Below are 22,183 nucleotides of genomic sequence, written 5' to 3'. Positions count from 1 at the left end.
GGTTTTAGTTTTCGTTAGAAGGTTTACCAATTGTGGCCAGAATTCCGCCATCAACATACAAAATATGACCATTTACAAAGTCACTTGCTTTTGAAGATAAAAATATTGCTGCTCCGGCTAAATCACCTGGATCGCCCCATTTTGCGGCAGGAGTTCTACTGATAATAAAATCGTTAAACGGATGTCCGTCAACCCTTATAGGTTTTGTTTGTTCGGTAGCAAAATATCCCGGACCAATTGCGTTGATCTGTAGGTTGTATTTTGCCCATTCTGTGGCCATGTTTTTGGTCAGCATTTTAAGTCCGCCTTTTGCTGCAGCATAAGCACCAACCGTATTTCGACCAAGTTCGCTCATCATAGAGCAAATGTTGATGATTTTTCCTTGTCGTCTTTCGATCATTGCTTTGGCAACATGTTTTGAAACGATAAAGGGAGAAACCAAATCAATATCAATTACTTCTTTAAAATCGGCAACTTCCATTTCGATAAGTGGAATTCTTTTGATAATTCCTGCGTTGTTAATCAAGATAGCAATTGGTCCAACTTCACTTTCAATTTTCTTTACAGCTTCTATAACTTCTTTTTCATCGGTTACATTAAATTTATAACCAACAGCTTTTATTCCTTCACTTTGAAGTGCTGCCACAGCATCATCAATTTTTTCTTGAGACGAGTTTCCGTTCACAATAATTATGGCTCCAGCTTCACCTAAACCTTTTGCCATTGCCATTCCCAGTCCGTGTGTACTTCCTGTAATCAGGGCAATTTTCCCCTGTATATCAAATAATGAGTTTATCATGTTTTTATCTTAAATCAGTTATTTTACAAACGTCCATATCTGAGTAATCTAAATTCTCACCGGCCATTCCCCAGATAAAAGTATAATTACTGGTTCCCGAACCGGAGTGAATCGACCAAGGCGGAGAAATTACTGCCTGATGATTGTTCATCCAAATGTGTCGTGTTTCCTGAGGTTGTCCCATAAAGTGGCAAACCGCCTGATTTTCCGGAATATCCAAATAAAAATAAACCTCCATACGGCGATCGTGAACATGTGCCGGCATTGTATTCCAGACACTTCCGGGTTTTAGTTCTGTCATTCCCATTTGTAATTGGCATGTTGTTACGATTCCACCGATAATCATTTGGTTAACGGTTCTGTCATTGGCCGTTTCCATAGTTCCGAGTTGTAGTTTATTAGCCTGAGCCAAACTTACCTTTACTGTTGGATACGTTGTATGAGCAGGAGCTGAGTTCAAATAAAACAAGGCAGGATTTTGGGGATCGTCACTTTTGAAGATTACTTCTTTATTGCCGCTTCCAACGTATAAGGCATCTTTATGACCCAATTCATACGAAGTTCCGTCAACGGCAACAGAACCTTTTGCGCCGACATTGATGATGCCTAATTCTCTTCTTTCGAGAAAATAACTCGATTTTAGCGGATCAATAGTTTCCAATTTCAAAGGAGAAACCGGAACCGCAGAACCAGCAATGTAACGATCATAATGTGAATAGGTAAGAGCAATTTCTCCCTTTTTCATTAGATTATCAATTAAAAATTCATTTCTTAATTCCTGAGTGTCGTATTGTTTGACCCCTTGCGGACTTGATGCATATCTGCATTGGTAGGATATTGACATTTGATTGTTTTTTTGAGTTCTGTTAGGAATTTTATAACCCCATAAAATTACAAATCAAATATTGAATAGGAATACACAATAGGGATAAATATGTCCAAAAGCTTGATAATGATTTGATTATTGTTACTAAAATATAGCGATTACAACTTTTAAAAAACAGATAAGCAATACTATATTTTTTGTAATTTACATTGCTGTAACAGGATTAAAATTATCAGATTATTTAAAATTGTAAGTAAAGAGTATGGAAGTTAAGTGTATTATTTTTGATTGTGATGGCGTTTTAGTTGATACGGAGAGAATTGGTAATACAATATTACTTTCGATGGCTGCCGAGCATGGTTTTGAGATGAAAATAGAAGAGGCATACAGCAGTTTTAACGGCCGTAATTTAAAAGAATGTTTTTTACATATTGAAAATGCGATTTGTAATAAACTTCCGGATGATTTTGAAAATGAATATCGCCAAAGAAGTTTTGAAGCTTTCAAAACGCAGGTTACACCAATGGAAGGTATAGTTGAATTCTTAAACAAATTGGAAATGCCATATTGTGTAGCTTCCAGCGGTCCTGTTGATAAAATCAGACTCAATCTTGAAGTGGCTGGTTTGCTCGATAAATTCGAAAACAAAATCTTTAGTTCGTATCAGATTAGCAGTTGGAAACCAGATCCGGGAATTTTTCTACACGCAGCAAAAGAAATGGGTTTTGAGGTAAAAGATTGCATCGTCATAGAAGACAGTAAAGCCGGGGTAATTGCCGCAATTAAAGGTGGATTTAAAGTATATGGCCTGGCAAACGGTTATAATAATGAAGACTTGAGAAAAGAAGGAGCTATACTTTTTGATAGTTATCAAGAGTTGGAATTTTAAAAAGTTTCAAGTTTTCGGTTTTCTTTATCTGGGGTTACTTTTTTGTCATTTTTGATAATATCTCCCTAAACCAAGAGGTTTCTACAACTCGCTGGGTTTAAACCAGGGATAAGTTTCAGATCTAGAGCAGCCTTGTCAGAGTTTTAAACTTTGACAAAGTGAAATATTTCACATGCCCAAATGATTTGTTTTTTTTAATTTCTATATTCGTAGTAATTAATGTAATTTGTTGCATTAAAATATATTTTTATATATTTGGCTATAAAGATTCGCTTTTTTTATGACTTTCGTTTGTCAAATTAGGATTCGAAATGCTTTAAAAACCGACTTTATTTTGCCTTAAAACCGGCCTCTCCCCAAGTAGTTGTTTTTAAGATTGTGGCACTCAAAGACCACAAAATAACCTACACACCGCAGCAAAATGACGAAATTTATAATTAGAATTTTAATTCTATACTTTTCTTTTATACCCATAATTGGAAACGCTCAAATTAAAAAAATTGGAGTTCCTTTTATTACCAATTACAATCCAAAAACTTATAAAGCGGCCTCAGAAAATTGGGATCTTTTACAAGATTCTAAGGGAATGTTATTTTTTGCCAATCATTTTGGAATTATGCAATTCGATGGCGTGCGCTGGAGTATTGTCACCCAGCCCGAGAACCGAAGTATGGTTCGCTCTCTTGCCATTGATAAAAACGACAAAATGTATGTTGGGGCTCAGGGCGATTTTGGTTACACGATTCAGTTATCAAACGGACAGTATAAATATACCTCTTTAGTCAAATGGGTACCTAATTGGGCTAAGAATTTCGGAGATGTTCTGCATACGGTCATTCGAGATAATGAAGTGATTTTTTTCTCCAACGAGAGAATATTTATCTATAAGAATACTAAAATCAAGGTAATAACTCCAAGTGCTAAGTTTGATGAGTTCTTTGAGGTCAACAAAGAAATTTATGTTTCAGATGATGTAAAAGGATTGTTGAAATTCAAAGATGATATATTGGTTGAGATTCCAAATAGCGCTCAGTTTATCGGGATGAAGATCAGGAAAATTTTTGATACAAAAGAGGGTTTGCTGATTCTTACGCAGAAAAAAGGACTTTTTCTTTATAAAAACAATCAGTTAAAACCCTTTGTAACTGAGGCGGATGATCTCTTGAAGCAGAATCAAATTTCCACGGCAATTCAACTCTCTGAGGGTTATTTTGGAATTGGAACGCGCCAAACCGGATTGATAGTCATTGATCGTGAAGGAAATTTAATTCAACATATTAACAAACAAATGGGGTTGCAGAATGATTATGTAACCAATCTAAAAACAGATTCAGAAGGCAATTTGTGGGTAACTTTAAAAGAAGGGATTTCGATGATTCAGATTTCTTCGCCATTATCGAGAATATTGGATAGTTCTAATGCGGAAACCAAAATATATTGCAGTTTAATTTATCAAAACAAACTATATATTGCCACAGATAATGGTGTGTTTTGGCTTGATTGGGAAGCTTATAAAAGTAGTAAAAACGCGAATATACGTTTCCAGCATATTTCAGGAATGTCTGAAAATGTGTGGAATGTGGGGGTTTTTGGAAATTCGCTTTTGGCTTTTGAAAAAAACGGAATTTTCGAAATAAAAGGAAATTCAGCTCAATTACTGGCAAAAACTGATGGAGCTTGGCAAGGCGTTATAATTCCAAATCATCCTGAATTATTGCTTGTTGGCGGTTATAATGGTTTGTATTTACTGAAGAATATAAATAATTCCTGGATCTATCAGCATAAAATAAAAGGTTTTGAAGAAAGCAGCCGAATAATTGTAACGCAAAAAAACGGAAATATCTGGATCGCTCACGGTTATAAAGGAATCTACAAAATCAAGTTTAATGCAACATTTGATGCCGTTTCAAATGTGGATTTTTACAATCAGGAAGCCGGTTTTCCATCGAGTTTGTTTTTGAACACTTTCAAAATAAACGATCAAATATTGTTTGGAACCAGAAAAGGTGTTTACAAACAAGATTCTCATTCTAAGAAAATGATTCCCGAGGCTCTTTTTAAGAAATACCTCGGATTAAAAAGCCATATTCGTTTACTTAAAGCAGATAATCAAAATAATTTCTGGTACATCTCTGGAGAGAATACCGGAAAAATGAGTCAAAAGTCGCAAGGGAAGTTTGACACAGAAGAATTGCCTTTTAGAAAACTCAGATATTCGTATGTTCCAGGTTTTGAGAATATTCAAACTACAACAAGCGGAGATGTATTTTTTGGAACACAAGAAGGTTTAATTCATTATAATTCGACTAAAAGCAAAAAATATCAATCAAAATATAAAGCAATTATATCTGAGGTTAAATGTATTTTCCCGAAGGATAGTTTGTTATTTTCAAGTCGATACGATGTGCTTCCTACCAATACAGAAGCAGCAAATGACACACTCTCTCCGGTTTTATCGTACTGGAATAACGCGCTTCATTTTTCATTTGCTTCACTTTGTTATGATGAAGCCGATGCGACCAAATACGAATATTGGCTGGAAGGTTTTGAGCCAAAATGGTCAGATTGGACTCTTCAAACCGAGAAAGAATACACGAATTTGTCTGAGAATGAATATGTTTTTCATGTAAGGGCAAGAAACATTTATGATGTAGTAAGTGAGGAAGCGGTTTTTAGATTTGAGATTTTGCCGCCATGGTACCGCACAAGTTGGGCTTATATTTTGTATTTGATTCTTTTTGGAGTTTTGATTTATGCTATTATCAAGTATCAAAAAAATCTTGCCGAACGTGATCGCGAGCAATTAATCTTAAATCAAGAAAAGGAATTGTTGCGAAATCGTGCCGAATTAAACGAGCAAAAACTAGCATTGGAACAAGAAAATATGACCATTATGAGAGAAAATCTTCAAACGACGATTAATCTCAAAAACGCAAAAGTAGCTTCAAGTACGGTGAATCTTATCCATTTGAATGAAATTTTACTTTCGATAAAAGAACTCATCGGGCAAATTGATCAGAAGAATGATCCAAATGTAAATTTTAGTTTACTGGCTAAAATCAACCGAATCATTGATCACGAATTAAAAGGAGATCAGCATTGGAATGAGTTTGAAGAGATTTTCAATCAGCTTCATGATAATTTTATGCAACGCCTAAAAACAAGTTTTCCGGAACTGACTCCGCGTGATATGCGTTTGTGTGCTTATTTGCGAATGAATTTCAATACCAAAGAAATTGCCCCGCTCTTAGGAATCTCTGTCAGAGGTGTTGAAGATACCAGATACCGTATCCGTAAAAAACTACAACTCTCATCTGAGGCAAATATCACAGAATTCATCCTAAATTTTTGATTTTTTATTATGAAGTAAAATCTGAAGTGGTTTTACGGTTTTTGAGGGCTATTTATTACATTTTTTTACAAACACCGTAGTCAAACCGTATCGGTAAATTGACCTTTTAGGTGGTTTATTTGTTAATATTGTCATCTTATTAATACAATAATGCGCATTTCTTTAAAGAAATTAAGATTTGTTGTGTTAATGGACTTTACTAACAAAAAACTAAAAAAGAATGAAACAAAATGACCCATTTTTCGGCCGACCACCGAAAAGCAATTACTATTTACTAAAGAGGTGCCTCTCACTGGCAATTTTATTATTGTGTCCTTTTCTAAAACTTCAGGCGCAATGCAACACTCTGGTTTGGTCAGATGAATTTAATGGCACTACGGTAGATGCAAGCAAATGGCAAAGTATTACTGGAAACGGTTGTCCTTCGCTTTGTGGCTTTGGAAACGGCGAAGCGCAACGTTACGATCCCAATCAGGCAACAATTGTCAAAGAAGGAGCCGATAGTTATTTGAATATTCAGGCCAAATACGAGCCCAATGCACAATTTCCGGCGCAACCGTATTCTTCGGCTAAACTCACCACTGAGGGAAAATATTCCATTAAGTACGGAAGAGTGGAAGCCCGTATGAAATTATCTTCGGGTATGGGCGCATGGCCAGCATTCTGGATGTTACCGGCGGGGACTTCAAATTGGCCTTTTACAGGTGAAATTGATATCATGGAAGCCAAACACAGAAACCCAAAATCCATTGATGGAACGATTCATTATGATGGCGGCGGATACCATTATACAGGTAGAAGTTATAGTTCTCCAACGGATTTGTCTACAGAATTTCATGTTTATGCCGTAGAATGGGGACCAAATATCATTAAATGGTTTATCGACGGCAATTTATTTCATACCGCTACGCCAAATACTACTGTAAATGGCGGATGGCCTTTTAATGATCAACAGTTTTATATTATTTTAAATCTGGCTGTTGGTAGCGCAGGAACGCCTTATACAAGTGTAAACGGGGTGGGAGTTGAACCAATTCCAGCTGATTTTCCGTCAAAACTACAAGTAGATTATGTACGTGTTTATACCGGAAGTTTTAATTACGGAGTAGTTGGAGATGCAAAAGTATATCAAAACGAAACCAGTAAAACATATTCTTTAAACGCGATTGCAGGTGCAACTTACAACTGGACAGTTCCTGGCGGAGCTACCATTACCTCAGGGCAGGGTACAAACGCAATTACTGTAAACTGGGGAACATCTGGGGGAGATGTTGCCGTAGCAACTACAGTTTCGGGCTGTGCTGCCAGTACGTATAAACTAGCTGTAACCACAGAAGTTCCGCTGCCGGTGGAAAGAATTTATGAAGATTTTCAAACGAATCGAAATATAGTTTACGGCCTTAAAACGGGAGTTTTGACAGAAGCCGTTGCAAATCCGTCGGCTACGGGAATCAATACTTCGGCCTTAGTTGGGAAATATGTTCGTAACGCATCTGAATTATATGATGTTCTAAATATCAAAAACGTAGTTATCAGCAATGCCAATGATTATGTATATGGCAGAAAGAAATTGTCTTTTGATATTTATACTTCGGCGCCTGTTGGAACTAAAATCTCGATGCAACTCGAGAATAGTCTGGTAACAACGGCTACCAATTTTCCCTCTGGAAGACATAGCGGTTACAAAGCCACGACAACGGTTCAGAATAAATGGGAAACCATAGAATTTGAATTCGAAAAAGTAATCGATCCCAATACAAGTGCTTTAACGATCAATAATGTGGTGTTCCTTTTTGAATCGAATTCGAATTCGGGAGCGACGTATTATTTTGATAATCTGCTCACAAAAGCGGCACCCGAAAAACCAATTATTGCCACGGATGTTTTGCAAAACTATGACGGAATCAATAAAATCATCAAAGGAACGACAACCGGAACATATTCTGTTGTGGCAAATCCGGGTTCAAATTCAGTAAACTCATCTGCAAATGTGGCAAAATATGTTCGAAATGTAACCGAGCAATATGATGTGCTTTTCTTTAATACACAAGGTAATATCGAAGACGCAGGTTTACTAAAAAATCAGACCAATAAAATCATGATTGATGTTTATACTTCCGCGCCAATTGGTACGGTTGTGAGTCTGAATTTAGAGAATAGCGCAACATCGCTTCCGGCTAATTTTCCAACAGGAAGAAATAGTAATTATGTAGCGATCACGACCAAACAGAATCAGTGGGAAACCTTGACTTTCTATTATAATTCAAGTCCTGACGAAGGAACTTCAAATCTGGCGGTAAACCAAATGGTAATTTTGGCAAATTCAGGTTCGTATACAAACGACACCTATTATTTTGATAATATCAGAATTGGTTCGACTAAACTTCCAGATACTTTTACCCCTGGAGTGGTGTACGAAGACTATCAAACGGTACATAATATTACCTTTAGAGACGCGATTGGAACTTATACAGCAAACACGCCAAATCCTAATGCAAGCGGAATCAATACGTCTACGAATGTTGGAAAATATGTTAGAAAATCGACTGAATTATATGATAACTTTTCATTCAATACGACATTAACCAATATTGGAGATTTCAAATCCGGAACTAAAAAGTTTGCTATGGATGTTTACACGTCGGCTCCGGTTGGATCTGTAATTTCCTGGCAGGGGGAAAGCAGCGCTTCGATTCCGTCTAATTATCCAACAGGAAGGCATAGTATTTATCAAGCCGTTGTAAAACAAACCAATACTTGGCATACGCTAGTATTTACGTACGCAAGTTCACCAGATGCTTCAACACTAGAGAGCGAAGTAAATCGTTTTGTTTTCTTATTAGAACCGGGAACAAGTTCAGGTAACACCTATTATTTTGATAATATCAGAGCTGTAAATTTAGTTTCTACAGAAAACCCTCCGGCAACTTTACCCGCGCCGTGGGTGAGTACCGATTTAGGCGCTGTTACGCCTGTTGGTGAAGCTACTCACGCAAGTGGAACGTTCACTATAAAAGGATCAGGAAATGATATTTGGGATACAGGAGATCAATTTCAATATGTAAATCAACCCATTACAGGTGATGCTGAAATTATTGCTAAAGTAAATTCGCTAACCAATACCAATACGTATGCAAAAGCGGGAGTAATGTTCCGTGAGACCCTTACGCCAACTTCTAAACATGCCATGACTGATGTAAGTGCAGGGGCGGGTGTGGAATTTTTAACAAGAGAAGCTGTTTCAGGAATTACAACCGCTACAGTCGCGGCAGGAACGGCTCCAAAATGGATTCGTGTTACAAGAGCCGCAAATGTCTTTACATCCTATACTTCGGATAATGGATCAACCTGGACACAACTTGGCGCGCCAAAAACAATTGCAATGGCGAGTACGGTTTATGTGGGAATGGCAGTAACTTCTCATGCAAATGGAACTTTGGCAACGGGAGTTTTCAGTGATGTTATTGTTCGAAATATTACGCCTCCAACTAACAATGTTAATTTGGCTCTAGCCAAAACAGCTACAGCTTCTACAGAAGAAAACGCGATATTATCAGCCAGTAAAGCAACTGACGGAGACGGCACAGGAACAAGATGGGCAAGTTCTTTTGCCAATGCTACAGAATGGATTTATGTTGATTTGGGCAGTAATTACAACATTAATCGTGTGGTTTTAAAATGGGAAGCAGCTTTTGCAACGCAATACAAAATACAGATTTCTACTGATAATGTTTTCACCGAAAATGAAACTGTAAATACTCAAACGGCAAGCGATGGTGGAACTGATGATTTAACAGTAAGCGCAAGCGGGAGATACATTCGAGTTTTATGTAATGCGAAAGCTTTGGCTCCATACGGATATTCATTATACGAAATTGAAGCTTACGGATCTGCATCGACAGCCAAAAAATCTTCGGCAATAATTCAAGAAACCCAAGGGGAAGCGACAACTTTTGCCATGTATCCAAATCCGGCAAGTACTTATGTTCAGGTTTCATTGCCTGCAAAATTAGACAACAAAGTCGTAACAATTTATGACGACGGGGGAACATTGGTTGCAGAGGGCAAATTTGATGCAAATGCTACTGAAGGTTTAATTGATATCAGCAGACTTAGAAGAGGAATTTATATTCTGAACTTTAAATCTGACCAGAAAAGCTGGTCTAAAAAATTGATTAAGCAATAACCAAAATACAGTTGGGTGTAATGATCCTTAATAGTTACACCCAACTTTTTTATAGATTTTATTTTCTCATTCTTACTAATTAATTAAAAACGAGTTTATTAACCAAAACAATTAAACAATGAGAAATTTTAAATTACAAAAAAAACTTTTTGCGGCATTGCTGTTGGCTTTGCTATTTAACTTTAGTTATGGCCAAGGCCCAATTCCCTTTACTATTAGTAATGCTTCAACATTTAACGACAGCGACTTATATGTTGCCATCGTTGGTATTGATTATACTACCGGAAATCACGTTTGGGTAAATGCCAAAACAAGTCAGGTCCTGCCAATGAGTTCGTCTTATAATACGGTTACAGGACCTACAATTGGCGGAAATACCGGACCGGGACAAAACTCAAAATACGCGGCATGTTTTACCAAACTCAGTGAAATTCCCAATAAGACCTTTACGCTGCCTCAAATTGCAGGATGCAGGGTTTTTATAGCCAAAGGACAGCAATTGTATTTCTACTTTTTTGGTGCAAGTGGCGCTCCCTCAGGATATACTTCACCAAATCCACTAAATGCAACAGATCCGAATCAGGGAATTTTGTATGAAATCATCGAACTTACCAATAATCAATATGGTTTTTTTGGAAATCCATCCAGAGTGGATTCGTATAAATATCCAATGGGATTGGAATTATTTGGTGCCAATGGATATCAGAAACGTGTGGGTGAATTAAAGAAACACGCTGATATTGTGGCGGCTTTCAAAGCCAATGTTCCGTCTGAATTTCAAGGTTGTGTAAATGATGCAACGGGCGAGATTACAGCGCCGTCAAAAACGCCAGCTTTCGCCGATGGAACAGGAGGCACAAGCGTTGGAGCTCAAGCCAATTATTTGAAATCATATATCGATGCGATTTGGAATAAATATAAAAATGAAGATTTAATATTTTATGCCGGAGATGCCGGAGTTTTCAAAGGAAGAGTAAATGGTGAACAACTGGAAATGGTTGGACAATCAGGAGGTTTTGTCGGTAGAACCGGAAGAGTTCAAAACAGACCATCGACTCAGGAAGCACTTGAAGGAAAAGGTGTTCTGGACAGAAGATTGGTCGACGGAGATTTGGATCTTGTGATTCAGGCGCAATTAACGGCAGCAATTAACCGTCATGTTGTGAATACTACAACGCCAAATCCGGGACAGCAAAATTGGTACGATGCATCGAAATTTTATCAGGTAAATCCAACCAATCATTATTCTAAATTTTGGCATTTGCCAGGAATTAGTGTTGATAATCTGGCCTATGGATTTGCTTATGATGATGTGGCTGATCAATCGCCATCGCTTCATTCGCCACAGCCAACTAAAGTTATTGCCACTTTTGGCGGATATGCCACAGCGGTGCCTTCAGTACCTGCAACAACGGATGTAATTACGGTTTATAAAGATTGTAACTACACAGGATTTTCAGGCGGATTAACCATTGGAGATTATAATTTGGCACGCTTGAATACTTTAGGCGTTTTAAACGATGATATTTCGTCACTTAAAATCACACAGGGATTTCAGGCGATTTTGTATCAGGACGATAATTTTACCGGAGCTTCAACTGTAATTAATTCTGATAATGCTTGTTTAAATACAACCTGGAATGATAAAGTAACGTCTATTAGAATTTTGGCAAACGGAACAACTACTTTAGGAAACCAAACTTTCTTTTTGCAAAACAGAAACAGCAATTTATACATGGATGTCTGGGGTGCAAGTTTGTCAAATGGTGCAGCGATAAATCAAGGTGCATTGAATTCTGGCAACAATCAGAAATTTACCTTTACCCATATAGGGGATGGTTTGTACAAAATTATTGCCAATCATAGCGGACAATCTTTGGATGTAAACAATTTCAATAAAGCAAATGGCGCGCACGTAGAGCAATATCCCTACAATGCAACTACAAATCAGCAATTTGTACTAGTTGCTACAGGTGACGGATTTTATAAAATCGTAGCCAGACACAGCGGTAGAATTGTTGAAGTGGCTGGAGCAAGTACAGCTTCTGGGGCTGTTGTACAACAATGGGACAACAACAATCAAACTTGCGGACAATGGAAACTGGTTCCGGCAACAAGTTCTCAAACATCCGTTTTAATTCAGGCGGAAGATTACTCAGCAATGAGCGGCATTCAGGTTGAAGCAACAACAGATACTGGCGGAGGTTCGAATGTTGGTTATACCGAAACCGGAGACTGGTTGGCTTACAATAGCATTAATTTTCCAACTACAGGTTCTTATTTAATCGAATACAGAGTTGCAAGTGCTGTAACCGGAGGTAGATTATCATCAGATTTAAACGGCGGGACTATTGTTTTAGGAAATGTTGATATTCCCAATACCGGAGGCTGGCAAAACTGGCAAACGGTATCTCAAAGTGTAAATGTGAATGCAGGAACCTACAATTTTGGAATCTTCATTCAGAACACGGGAATGAATATCAATTGGATTAAAATAACAAAAGTTGGTTCCGGAAGCGCAAAAATGGCTTCAACAACAATTGAAGAAGAATCGGTTGAGACGGCTTTAAATATATATCCAAGTCCGGTTGAAAATACACTTTTCATCACTACAGATCTAAGCGGTGGAAATGTAAGTATTGTAGATTCTCAAACCGGAAATATAGTTTCGGCGCAAAAAGTAAACAACAACTCTATAGATGTTTCGCATTTAAGAAGAGGTGTTTATTTGGTAGTTTTTGAAAAAGACGGTACAAAAACAATTAAGCGTTTTATTAAAAAATAGTTTTAAATCAAGTAAAAGACTCGAATTCTGATTTTAGATTCTTGGAATTTGGAATTTAAAAATTTGGAATTTGAGTCCTTTATTTATCCCCATTATTTACAAATTTTTACTAATCTATTAAACAATTACCATGAAAAACAATTACAAAAAAATGCCACTAAAATGGATGATCATTTTAGTTTTGGGAGTTTTCAATTTGTCAATGGCCCAGAAGAAAGTAATAGCATACATCCCCAATTGGGTAGATCTGAATTCGTTTTCCAGCAGCGTTCAGTACAGTAAATTAACCCATATTAATATTGCTTTTGAAAATCCCGATGCCAACGGATATCTTTCCTGGAATTCAGGAAGTACTACCATTATTAACGCGGCGCACGCACAAAACGTAAAAGTATTTGTTTCACTAGGTGGAGGTTCAGTTTCTGAAGGAGGTGCTATTCGTGATAATTATTTCAATCTTATTACAAGTGGCAACAGAACGGCTTTTATCCAAAAGATATACGATTATGTCGTTGCGCACAACTTCGATGGTGTGGATGTAGATCTTGAAGGTCCGGCCATTAATGGCGATTATGGAGGATTTGTAATTGCTCTTGCAGCGAAATTACATGCCAATGGCAAATTAATCTCAGCTGCACTCTCAGAAGGATACGGAGGAGCAAATGTGCCAGCATCTACTTTTGCGGCTTATGACTGGATTAATATCATGGCGTATGATGCAACAGGCCCTTGGGCGCCGGGAAGTCCGGGACAACATTCTCCATATAGTATGGCTGTAAATCAGTTTAATTACTGGACAGGAAGAGGATTGCCTGCAAGCAAAGCCATTATTGGTCTTCCGTTTTACGGATATGGTTTTGGAGCTTCGGCAAATCAGGGAATTTCGTATGCTAATATCGTAGCCCAATATCCAGGAGCTGAGAATTTAGACCAAGTTGGAAACACTATTTATTATAACGGAATTCCAACTATCAAAGCAAAAACAACTTTTGCCATTCAAAATGCAGGCGGAGTTATGATTTGGGAATTGTCACAGGATGCAACAGGAGCAAAATCATTATTAACTGCCGTAAACCAAGTTATTACAGGTAGTAATCCTCCGGGAACAGGTACTTTAATACAAGCAGAAAACTACTCCAGTATGAGTGGTGTTCAAACTGAAGCGACTACAGATACTGGCGGAGGATTAAATGTTGGTTATGCAGATACAAACGATTGGATGGCATATTACAACATCAATTTTCCAACTTCAGGTTCGTATGTAATTGAATACAGAGTGGCAAGCGCGGTAAACGGGGCTAGAATATCATCTGATTTGAATGCAGGAAGTATTCAGTTAGGAGCCGTTAATATTCCAAATACAGGAGGATGGCAAAATTGGCAAACGGTTTCACAAACTGTAAATGTAACTGCCGGAACGTATAACTTCGGAATCTTTATACAAGCTTCGGGTGTGAATATAAACTGGTTTAAGATTACAAAATCTGGAACTGCTTTAGCCGCAAAAACAGCTTCGCCAGAAGTTGTTGCTGAAGATTTTGTAGCTTTAAATATCTATCCAACTTCTGTTGACAGTACGCTTTTTATCACTTCAGATGTAAGTGGAGCAAATGCAAGTATTGTAAATTCTCAAACAGGAGCCGTAGTTTCAAAACAAAAGATTAATTCTAATTCTATAGACGTTTCACATTTAGAAAAAGGAGTTTATTTGGCTGTTTTTGAGAAAAATGGCACACAAACCGTTAGACGTTTTATAAAGAAATAATGAACTTTAAAGATAAACCTTTGTCGAAGTTTTAAACTTTGACAAAGGTTTGCACTGAGAATCGTTTGTTAGTTAGAGGCTGTCAGAAATGGCAGCTTTTTTTATTATGGGATAATCTTTTCCTGGCGCAATTGATCAAATAGCTTAAAGAACATTTCTTCGGTATTGATAAATTCATGGAAACCAAAACGTCTGGCTTTACTTCCGTCAGCGAAGAAATCGTAATCCCATGAAAAAACAAAATCACCAAATCCCCAGCTGGATAACTTTTCATAACTGTGTTTCTCTAAATGGTATTTCTCCTGAATATTTCCCCATAAAACCTTTTTATCAGCCATAACCGTTTGCAGCTGCATTTGAAGCGGCGCAGCAACAGGAATATTAAAATAAGCGGCAATTTTTGGCCATAATTCAGTCCATCTGAACAAATCTCCGTTTGAAATATTAAAAGCCTGATTGGCACACTGCACATTTGTAGCGGCCCAAACAGTCGCCTTGGCTAATAATCCCGCATCGGTCATTTCCATTAGTTTGTCGTATGCTCCTGGTTTTCCCGGAAAACGAAGCGGAAGATTTAATTCTTTCGAAATGGAAGCATAAAGGGCAATAACAAGGGCTAAATTCATTGGGTTTCCTACCGCAGTACCACCCACAACCGATGGACGAATAGCAGTCCAATTCCAGTTTTTTCCTTGTTGTTTTTTCTCTAAAAATTCTTGTTGGTCAATGTTAAACTCCGGCGGCATATGACCGGCATCACTTTCTTTTGCGGGAGTTTTAAACGCGCCAAGATGCGCTCCGTAAACTTTATAACCCTGCATTAAACTAATATGCTGTAAATCCTTAGATATGGGCTCAATTGTGTTAACGACATTTTGAAGCATAGTCAGATTAGGCTTCACAAGCTCAGCCCAGGAGGGACGATCCTGAAAAGCAGCATAAAAAATATGAGTAATGTTATCCAGATGTGATAATTGCTTTTGAGAATCTTCAGCGTCTAATAAATCGACCGAAATATATTGAAGATTTGGGGCATTTTCGCCGCCTTTTCTTGATAAACCAATAACATTCCAGTTTCTTAAAGATAAAAGATGATGGATAAGATTTGTTCCGATCACTCCATTTGCACCAACTACAAGCGCAGTATTTTTATTCGTTGCCATTTTCTCTGTATTTAAAATTACAATACAAAGTTGGGAGAGTTTTTACCCATTAAAAATGAAGTAGATTAACAAAAAAGGTTGAAGTAGTTCAACTTTTCTTTTTCAATTTCTTGTTTCGTATTTTCGAAAGAAACTCAGTAGTCATTCCTAAATATGACGCCAGCGCATATTGAGGCACCCGCTGCACAATTGAAGGATATTTTTCTATAAAACTATCATAGCGTTCTTCTGCTGTAGAAGTAAGATTCAGAATAATTCTGCGCTGAAAAAAAGCCGCAGTACGCTCAGCGGTAATGCGAAAGAAACTCTCGAATTTTGGATTGGCATTTTTTAGTTTTGTCTCGCTTTGAAAATCTAATTGCAAAAGAACGGTATCTTCCAATGCCATAACAAACATAGTTGCGGGTTGCTGATAAATATAACTATTGTAATCCGAAATCCACCAGTCTTCGATCGCAAATGAAATCGTGTGTTCTTGCCCCTGACTGTTTACAACATAAGCCCTTAAAGCACCTTTTACGACATAACTTCTATATTTAGCGACAAAATCAGGCTGAATGATAAATTGTCTTTTTTTGATTTTTGTAATTTTAAACCCAGCAACAAACTGATGGAGTTCTTCCTGAGAAAGTTGTATTCGATTTTGTATATGATGTATCAACAACTGGTATTCTTCCATTAGTTTTGAGTTTGATTATATTGATCTTTGTCAAAGTTAAAAACTTTGTCAAAGATTTATAGGATAACATTTTTTAAATCGATTCCCATTTTCCGTTTTGTTTGGCAATATCAATCAAAAGCTGACCATGTTCAGTCATTAAACCTTGCTCGATCATTCTCTGGGCGCGATCTCTGTTGGGCTGGCTCCATTTACTTTTCTTTGGATTTCTGGGAGTGAAAGTCAGATAATAACTTTCCCCATCGCGTTTTTTGCATAAACTATCAATCCATCCAAAACACAAAGCTTCTTCTGTAGCATCGATAAGATTAACACTTTCGACTTTACTTTTTTTATGGTATAAAATTAGCCAAACCGATTTCTCAATTTGACTGTTTTCCTCAAGCCAATTGCGCCATTCACTTCTGGTTTGAGCATAAAGGGCTATTTTTCCATCTTTTGTTTCCATAAGTTTCGAATTGAAAATGGATATAAATTTAATGAAATTTTACTGGAAAGTATAAAAACTTATTTCTCACAGAGTAGCAAAGACACAAAGTTTATTTTCTTCGCGACTTTGAGATTAAACAGAAATAACTTTACAAACTTTGCCTTTACTAAGCACAATCAAAAAACAAAAAAACGTTGCGCACTTTGCGGTTAAATTTTATATTACAATAAACATTATAATTCAGTAACAATAGGGTAAAGGCCTTTGAGTATTTAATTGCTAAAATTGCAAATTCTCTTTATGATTGCGCCATTTCATAAATCCCTTTAAAATTTTAACCTAATGAATTTAAAAATCATACCTACTTATAAAACCTATTTTATATTTCTATTTTTTCTTTGTTTATATTCTACTATTTCGGCACAAAACCCAAAGAATCTTAACGGGACTCAGATTGCTTTTTTATCCGATGTTCATTTGCAGGATTTATTTGGAACATTTTCAGACAATGCTTATAAAGGCATTCAGAATCCGAAAAACGGAAAATATGTTTTGATGCGAACAATGGCTTCTCAGTTGCATTCGACCCGAATCTTCAATGAAAATTATTTTGCCTTTATCGCCGCTTTGGAAGATATCGCAAAGCGAAAAATAAAATATGTAGCACTTCCCGGAGATTACACAGATGATGGTCAGCCGATACATGTAAAAGGGCTGGAGAAAATCTTAGATCAATACCGAAAAAAATACAACATCGAATTTTTTATCACAACAGGAAATCACGATCCTGTTGGGCCTTTTGCACAAGATTCAGGTAAAGAAGATTTTCTGGGCAAAGACGGAAAAAGTCAGCCTATTTATAGCAAAGAAGGCCTGTATAAGCCAAATTTAACCATTGAACAGCCTGTAGTTGTAACTGCCGATATTGCCAAAATGGGGTATCTGGGAATCACTGATAATCTAAAGGATTTTGGTTTTTATCCCAATAAAAAATACAAATTTTGGGCGACACCTTTCTCTACTTATACTTCTGAGAATTATAGTTTTGAGAAAGCCACACAAGCTGCTTTATTGTCCAATAGAGTATATAATGTTACGCCGGGTTATGAAGTTCCCGATGTGAGTTATGTTGTAGAACCCGTTGAGGGACTTTGGTTAATGGCGATTGATGGAAATGTTTATATTCCCAAGAAAAATGATGGTGATCCTAAAGATCCTAAAAATTATTCAGATGCTAGTACGGGTTATAACAATGTACTCTCGAACAAAAAACATCTTATAAAATGGGTCGAAGAAATTTCGGCGCAAGCCAAAGAGCAAGGCAAAACATTAATTGCTTTTAGTCATTTTCCGATGATTGATTTCAATGACGATGCTTCGGGGGAAATAAAAGAATTGCTTGGACCAAATAAATGGCAATTAAACAGAGTTCCCGTTGAAGAAGTGGCAGAGGTTTTTGCCGATGCAGGACTTAAGATTCATTTTGGCGGACACATGCATATTAACGATACCGGAATCCGCACGAGTAAAAAAGGGAATACTTTAGTCAATGTTCAGACGCCTTCATTGGCGGCATATATTCCGGCATATAAACTATTGACCATTCAAAAAGATAATCTGGTTGATATTCAAACCATAACAATTGATGCCGTTCCAAGATATAATGAGCTTTTTGATTTGTATAAAATGGAGTATAAATTCCTCGAGAGTCAAAAGGCAAAAGACATTTGGAATATTGATATTTTAAAGACTAAAAACTATCATGATTTCACTGATTTTCATTTGAAAGAACTCGTTCGTTTGCGTTTTTTAAAAGACGATTGGCCAGAATCTTTCAAGAATTTTATTCTGAATGTTTCAGCAGAAGATTTGTTGACACTAGCCAATACCCAGTCCGATAAAGATTTTGATACGATTGTGAAAAATAAAGAAAATTTCCAAAGAGAATGGAGAGAGGCTCAGACTAAATCGACCAAATTGTTATCTGATAATAATCTCAAAAAAGAAGATTTCAATTGGATAGGTTATGATTTATTAGTTGATTTCTACCGCTTTAGAAGCGCCGATGAATTGGCTCTAGTTGATGTTGGAATCGCAAGAGCCAAACAATATAAAGTACTGTCTCAAATGTTTTTTGAAAACCATAAAGAAGAGTCCTCAAAAGAAAAACCATTGCAAAACCAAATGCGATTGTTTTTGATCATCTTCAATAAATTCATGCACGAGGTTGCGGCAGATCATTTTAGTGTTGATTTGAAAACGGGAGAACTTAAGAGTTTAAAATAAGTTTTTTTGTTTCAGGTTTCAAGTTTTGTTGGAGCGCAAACTTGGAGTGAATTTAACCGCAAAGCGAGCAAAGGTTTTACCTGCTTTGTGGTTAAATTTTTATTGTTGCAACCTGAAACTATAGAGCCCCATTAACCGGATTCACTCTCACATAAGTTCCATCATCATATTTTATCTGATAAGGTGAATTGAAGAAAGTACTTGGCAAATAATAATCGGTGGTGATGATTTGTGCGCCAGATTTTTTGGCGGCTTCAAAGTGTGAATAATCATTTTTGCGGGCTTCTTTAGTGTCAGAATCAGCTCTGGTGCGGATTATATAGCCTTTTTTGACTAAATCTGTAATTCTAGGATCTTCAGAATTGCCTATTAATAATGCTGCAGCTTCTGGTTTTCCAGGCTCTGCACAAACAAAAGCGGCACGTCCTTTTAGCGAAGGGTGATTCAAAGCATATAGATCTCTTTTGGCTCCATTATTATCTAGGATAAACAAGAATTTGCCTTTTGCTTTTTTCAGCGTTGGCCAATTGTTGTTTAAAACAGCCTGTTCAAGGGTTTTGTATTTTCCACGAACCATGTCGGGCGTGATTAATTTATTTCCTAATCCTTTTCGAAGTTCTTTGTCTAATGCATCAAATAATTCGGGAGTAAATTTTTCTGCTTTTGTACCTAAGAAACTGTCATCGTCTTTTGGTTCCAGCGTAATAAAAACCGGAATGTGATCTGGGTTTGCATCAGACCATTTTTTTAATTCGGCAAGAGCAATTTCAAGCGTGTAACAAGAAGTTCTGAAATCAATATCGATCATATGAAAAACTTTAAAACCCGGTTTTTTCATCTCTCCTTTTGGATCATAAGGGGCCTCTGATTTTGCAAGATCCAATCCTTTTGGGTGCGCGTATTTTCCGCCTTTAGAATCGGGCTGAACATCAATTTCCAGATTTCGCAAACCTTTATTTAATTGTTCTGTAAGCGAAATATGCGTGTATTGAAGCCCTTTTAGAGAACGAGAAGTATCTTTTGCCTGAATGAAATCGTATAAATCTTTTTCGATATTCTGACGGTAACTGTTGTGCGACCCGATTACCTGAATTTGGTTGATTTTTAGGTTGTTGTTTTGCGCTTGTATGCCAGCGTGTATGGCCCCGGAAAGAAATAGAGTGAACAGAATTTGTTTCATGATTGAAAAGTGTAATTTTTATTAGTACTGTGGACGCAGCATAAGAAAATCACCTTTTTTAAGTGTGCACTAAATTAAATATGCGATTTGGTTTTTATGTTAGTTAAAGAAAAAGAAATCGCAAACCCATTGTGATTTTTGCCTGAAAAAAGTAGTATTAATAAAACAAGTGAATTGATTCCTTAATTTAAAGATAACCTTCAGGCAAAAAACTTTGGTATAACATTTTATTATTTTACATCACCAAATAGTCCCCAAATTAGTTATGAAAAACCCTGAAATTTTTGAAAAAACGTATACAGAATACTGGAAAAAGCTCAATGCCTTTTCGTATACGATGACTCAGGATAAAGACTTGGCACAGAATATAGTTCAGGATGTTTTTATTGATTTATGGGAAAGAAAAGATGATGTGAATATAAATGCAATCGAACCTTATTTGTTTCGAGCAGTAAAAAATCAGGTTTTCAAACACTACCAGAATAACCGCTTTGACAAGACGATTCTCGAGGATCAATTTGAAGATTATATTATAGATAATTTTGCGACGATCGATCCTGAATTAATGGATTTACTTTATTCCTTATTAGATAAACTTCCCCAGAAACGAAAAGAAGTTTTGTTGATGTATAAATTTCAGGATATGTCGATTGATCAAATTGCAGATGAACTCGGAATTTCGAAACAAACGGTTAAAAATCAAATTTCTTCGGCCTTAAAACAATTGCGCGAAGGCTTAAAAGACCTTGCCTGGCTTGCTCCATTTATTATTTTGAATCAAAAGTTTTAAGATAACTTTCTGTTAATGGTTTGATAATATTTCCGGATAGTACGATTTGAGATTTCTGGTACTTACTAGTAATAATAAGTATTATGATAAAAAGAATCAAACATAGTTTAGAATATCTTATAGATAAAAGTTCACGAGAAAAAACTTCAATTGCAGAAGAAAATCTACTTAATGATTTTGCTTTTACACAATATCAGCTTTCAAAATGGAATGCCGTTTCGATGGGAAATTCAGATGAAGTTTCTCAGGAAATCTACGAAAATATTCAACTTAGAATAGGGAAGAAAAAAACTTTCAATCCTTATTTAAAATACATGGCAGCTGCCAGTATTCTTTTTCTTGTTGGTTTAGGATTTTTCTTTAGACCAAATATTGCTGTCGAAAAGCAACTATCATTTAAAACCTCAGATACCCCCAAATCTATCGAATTAAGTGATGGCTCGAAAATTTATCTGGCAGCAAATTCATTATTTGAGTATCCTGAAAAATTTGAAGGAGACCAAAGAAAAGTTTCGCTATTAAAAGGAAATGCATTTTTTGAAATTGCCAAAGACAAAAAGCATCCTTTTATAATTTCTTCGGGCGAAATTAAAACCAGAGTAGTAGGAACTTCATTCCACATTCAGTTATCAAAATCAAAATGTGAAGTAATTGTCGTTACCGGAAAAGTAAATGTTAGCTCAAAAGGGCAAAGTGTTGATTTGGTACCAAACGAAGAGGCTTTGTTTGAATCTCAAAAATTATCCAAACAAATGGCCGATAAATCCTTTTTGGTTAATTGGTATAATACAGATGTAACGCTGGATCAAACTACTCTTAAACAAGTTATTACGATTTTACAATATAAATACGGAGTTTCATTTCAATACAATAATGAGCACGTATTAGCAACGCCATTAACGGTGTTCATAAAGAAGGACGCATCATTAGAGAATGTTTTAGAACAAATTAATTATATCACAAACCTAAAATTCAAAGTTTATGGCGAAATAGTAAAAGTGGATTAAAAACAAAAAAAGCAGTTGCTGAGAACAACTGCCATTAATAATTAAG

General features: G+C 36.5%; 14 protein-coding genes. 8 read left to right on the top strand and 6 right to left on the bottom strand.

The window, feature by feature from the left end; translation table 11 throughout:
- Positions 1–4: 4 nt before the first annotated feature.
- Both LPB88_RS12500 and kduI read right to left on the bottom strand, forming a co-directional pair.
- On the bottom strand, positions 5–799 hold the full coding sequence (locus LPB88_RS12500) for a gluconate 5-dehydrogenase (protein WP_230716021.1): 795 nt from the start codon (positions 797–799) through the stop codon (positions 5–7).
- A gap of 4 nt (positions 800–803) precedes the next feature.
- Entirely contained in the window at positions 804–1,643 is an 840-nt protein-coding gene (kduI, locus tag LPB88_RS12495) for a 5-dehydro-4-deoxy-D-glucuronate isomerase (protein WP_230716019.1), read from the bottom strand.
- Between the two features lie 244 nt (positions 1,644–1,887).
- Here kduI and LPB88_RS12490 point away from each other — a divergent pair, with 244 nt between their 5' ends.
- From LPB88_RS12490 to LPB88_RS12470, 5 genes are all read left to right on the top strand, one after another.
- Positions 1,888–2,514: an HAD family phosphatase gene (locus LPB88_RS12490; RefSeq protein ID WP_230716018.1), complete on the top strand. Its 627-nt coding sequence runs from the start codon at positions 1,888–1,890 to the stop codon at positions 2,512–2,514.
- Positions 2,515–2,935: 421 nt separating this feature from the next.
- On the top strand, positions 2,936–5,866 hold the full coding sequence (locus tag LPB88_RS12485; protein ID WP_230716016.1) for a triple tyrosine motif-containing protein: 2,931 nt from the start codon (positions 2,936–2,938) through the stop codon (positions 5,864–5,866).
- 220 nt (positions 5,867–6,086) lie between these two features.
- On the top strand, positions 6,087–10,052 hold the full coding sequence (locus tag LPB88_RS12480) for a family 16 glycosylhydrolase (protein WP_230716014.1): 3,966 nt from the start codon (positions 6,087–6,089) through the stop codon (positions 10,050–10,052).
- 118 nt (positions 10,053–10,170) lie between these two features.
- Positions 10,171–12,837, top strand: coding sequence for a beta-1,3-glucanase family protein (locus tag LPB88_RS12475; RefSeq protein WP_230716011.1), 2,667 nt, complete (start codon positions 10,171–10,173; stop codon positions 12,835–12,837).
- Positions 12,838–12,967: 130 nt separating this feature from the next.
- Positions 12,968–14,602 (top strand): glycosyl hydrolase family 18 protein, encoded by a 1,635-nt coding sequence (locus LPB88_RS12470; protein ID WP_230716009.1) that lies wholly within the window; start codon positions 12,968–12,970, stop codon positions 14,600–14,602.
- 104 nt (positions 14,603–14,706) lie between these two features.
- Here LPB88_RS12470 and LPB88_RS12465 read toward each other — a convergent pair whose 3' ends face one another.
- The 3 genes from LPB88_RS12465 to LPB88_RS12455 all read right to left on the bottom strand — a co-directional run bounded on the left by LPB88_RS12465 (position 14,707) and on the right by LPB88_RS12455 (position 16,892).
- A complete protein-coding gene (locus LPB88_RS12465; RefSeq protein ID WP_230716007.1) occupies positions 14,707–15,765 on the bottom strand; it encodes an SDR family oxidoreductase in 1,059 nt (352 codons plus the stop codon).
- Positions 15,766–15,853: 88 nt separating this feature from the next.
- Positions 15,854–16,444, bottom strand: coding sequence for a Crp/Fnr family transcriptional regulator (locus LPB88_RS12460; protein ID WP_230716005.1), 591 nt, complete (start codon positions 16,442–16,444; stop codon positions 15,854–15,856).
- Positions 16,445–16,517: 73 nt separating this feature from the next.
- The gene (locus LPB88_RS12455; protein ID WP_230716003.1) at positions 16,518–16,892 is read right to left on the bottom strand and encodes a YdeI family protein; all 375 of its coding nucleotides are present in this window, start codon (positions 16,890–16,892) and stop codon (positions 16,518–16,520) included.
- 324 nt (positions 16,893–17,216) lie between these two features.
- Between LPB88_RS12455 and LPB88_RS12450 the strand changes: the two genes are divergently transcribed.
- Entirely contained in the window at positions 17,217–19,160 is a 1,944-nt protein-coding gene (locus LPB88_RS12450) for a metallophosphoesterase (protein WP_230716001.1), read from the top strand.
- 118 nt (positions 19,161–19,278) lie between these two features.
- Here the strand turns inward: LPB88_RS12450 and LPB88_RS12445 are convergent, their stop codons facing one another.
- Positions 19,279–20,340, bottom strand: a complete 1,062-nt coding sequence (locus LPB88_RS12445; RefSeq protein WP_230715999.1) for a phosphatidylinositol-specific phospholipase C1-like protein — start codon at positions 20,338–20,340, stop codon at positions 19,279–19,281.
- Between the two features lie 265 nt (positions 20,341–20,605).
- Here LPB88_RS12445 and LPB88_RS12440 point away from each other — a divergent pair, with 265 nt between their 5' ends.
- Positions 20,606–21,130 carry an RNA polymerase sigma-70 factor gene (locus tag LPB88_RS12440; RefSeq protein WP_230715997.1) on the top strand — a complete coding sequence of 175 codons (525 nt, stop codon included), beginning with the start codon at positions 20,606–20,608 and terminating at the stop codon, positions 21,128–21,130.
- A gap of 83 nt (positions 21,131–21,213) precedes the next feature.
- Positions 21,214–22,137 (top strand): FecR family protein, encoded by a 924-nt coding sequence (locus LPB88_RS12435; RefSeq protein ID WP_230715996.1) that lies wholly within the window; start codon positions 21,214–21,216, stop codon positions 22,135–22,137.
- Positions 22,138–22,183 lie beyond the last annotated feature (46 nt).

Source organism: Flavobacterium sp. JAS, from assembly GCF_020991455.1.
Taxonomy (GTDB): domain Bacteria; phylum Bacteroidota; class Bacteroidia; order Flavobacteriales; family Flavobacteriaceae; genus Flavobacterium.
The sequence above is the reverse complement of the archived record's forward strand: the minus strand, read 5'-3'. Positions and strand labels throughout refer to the sequence as shown.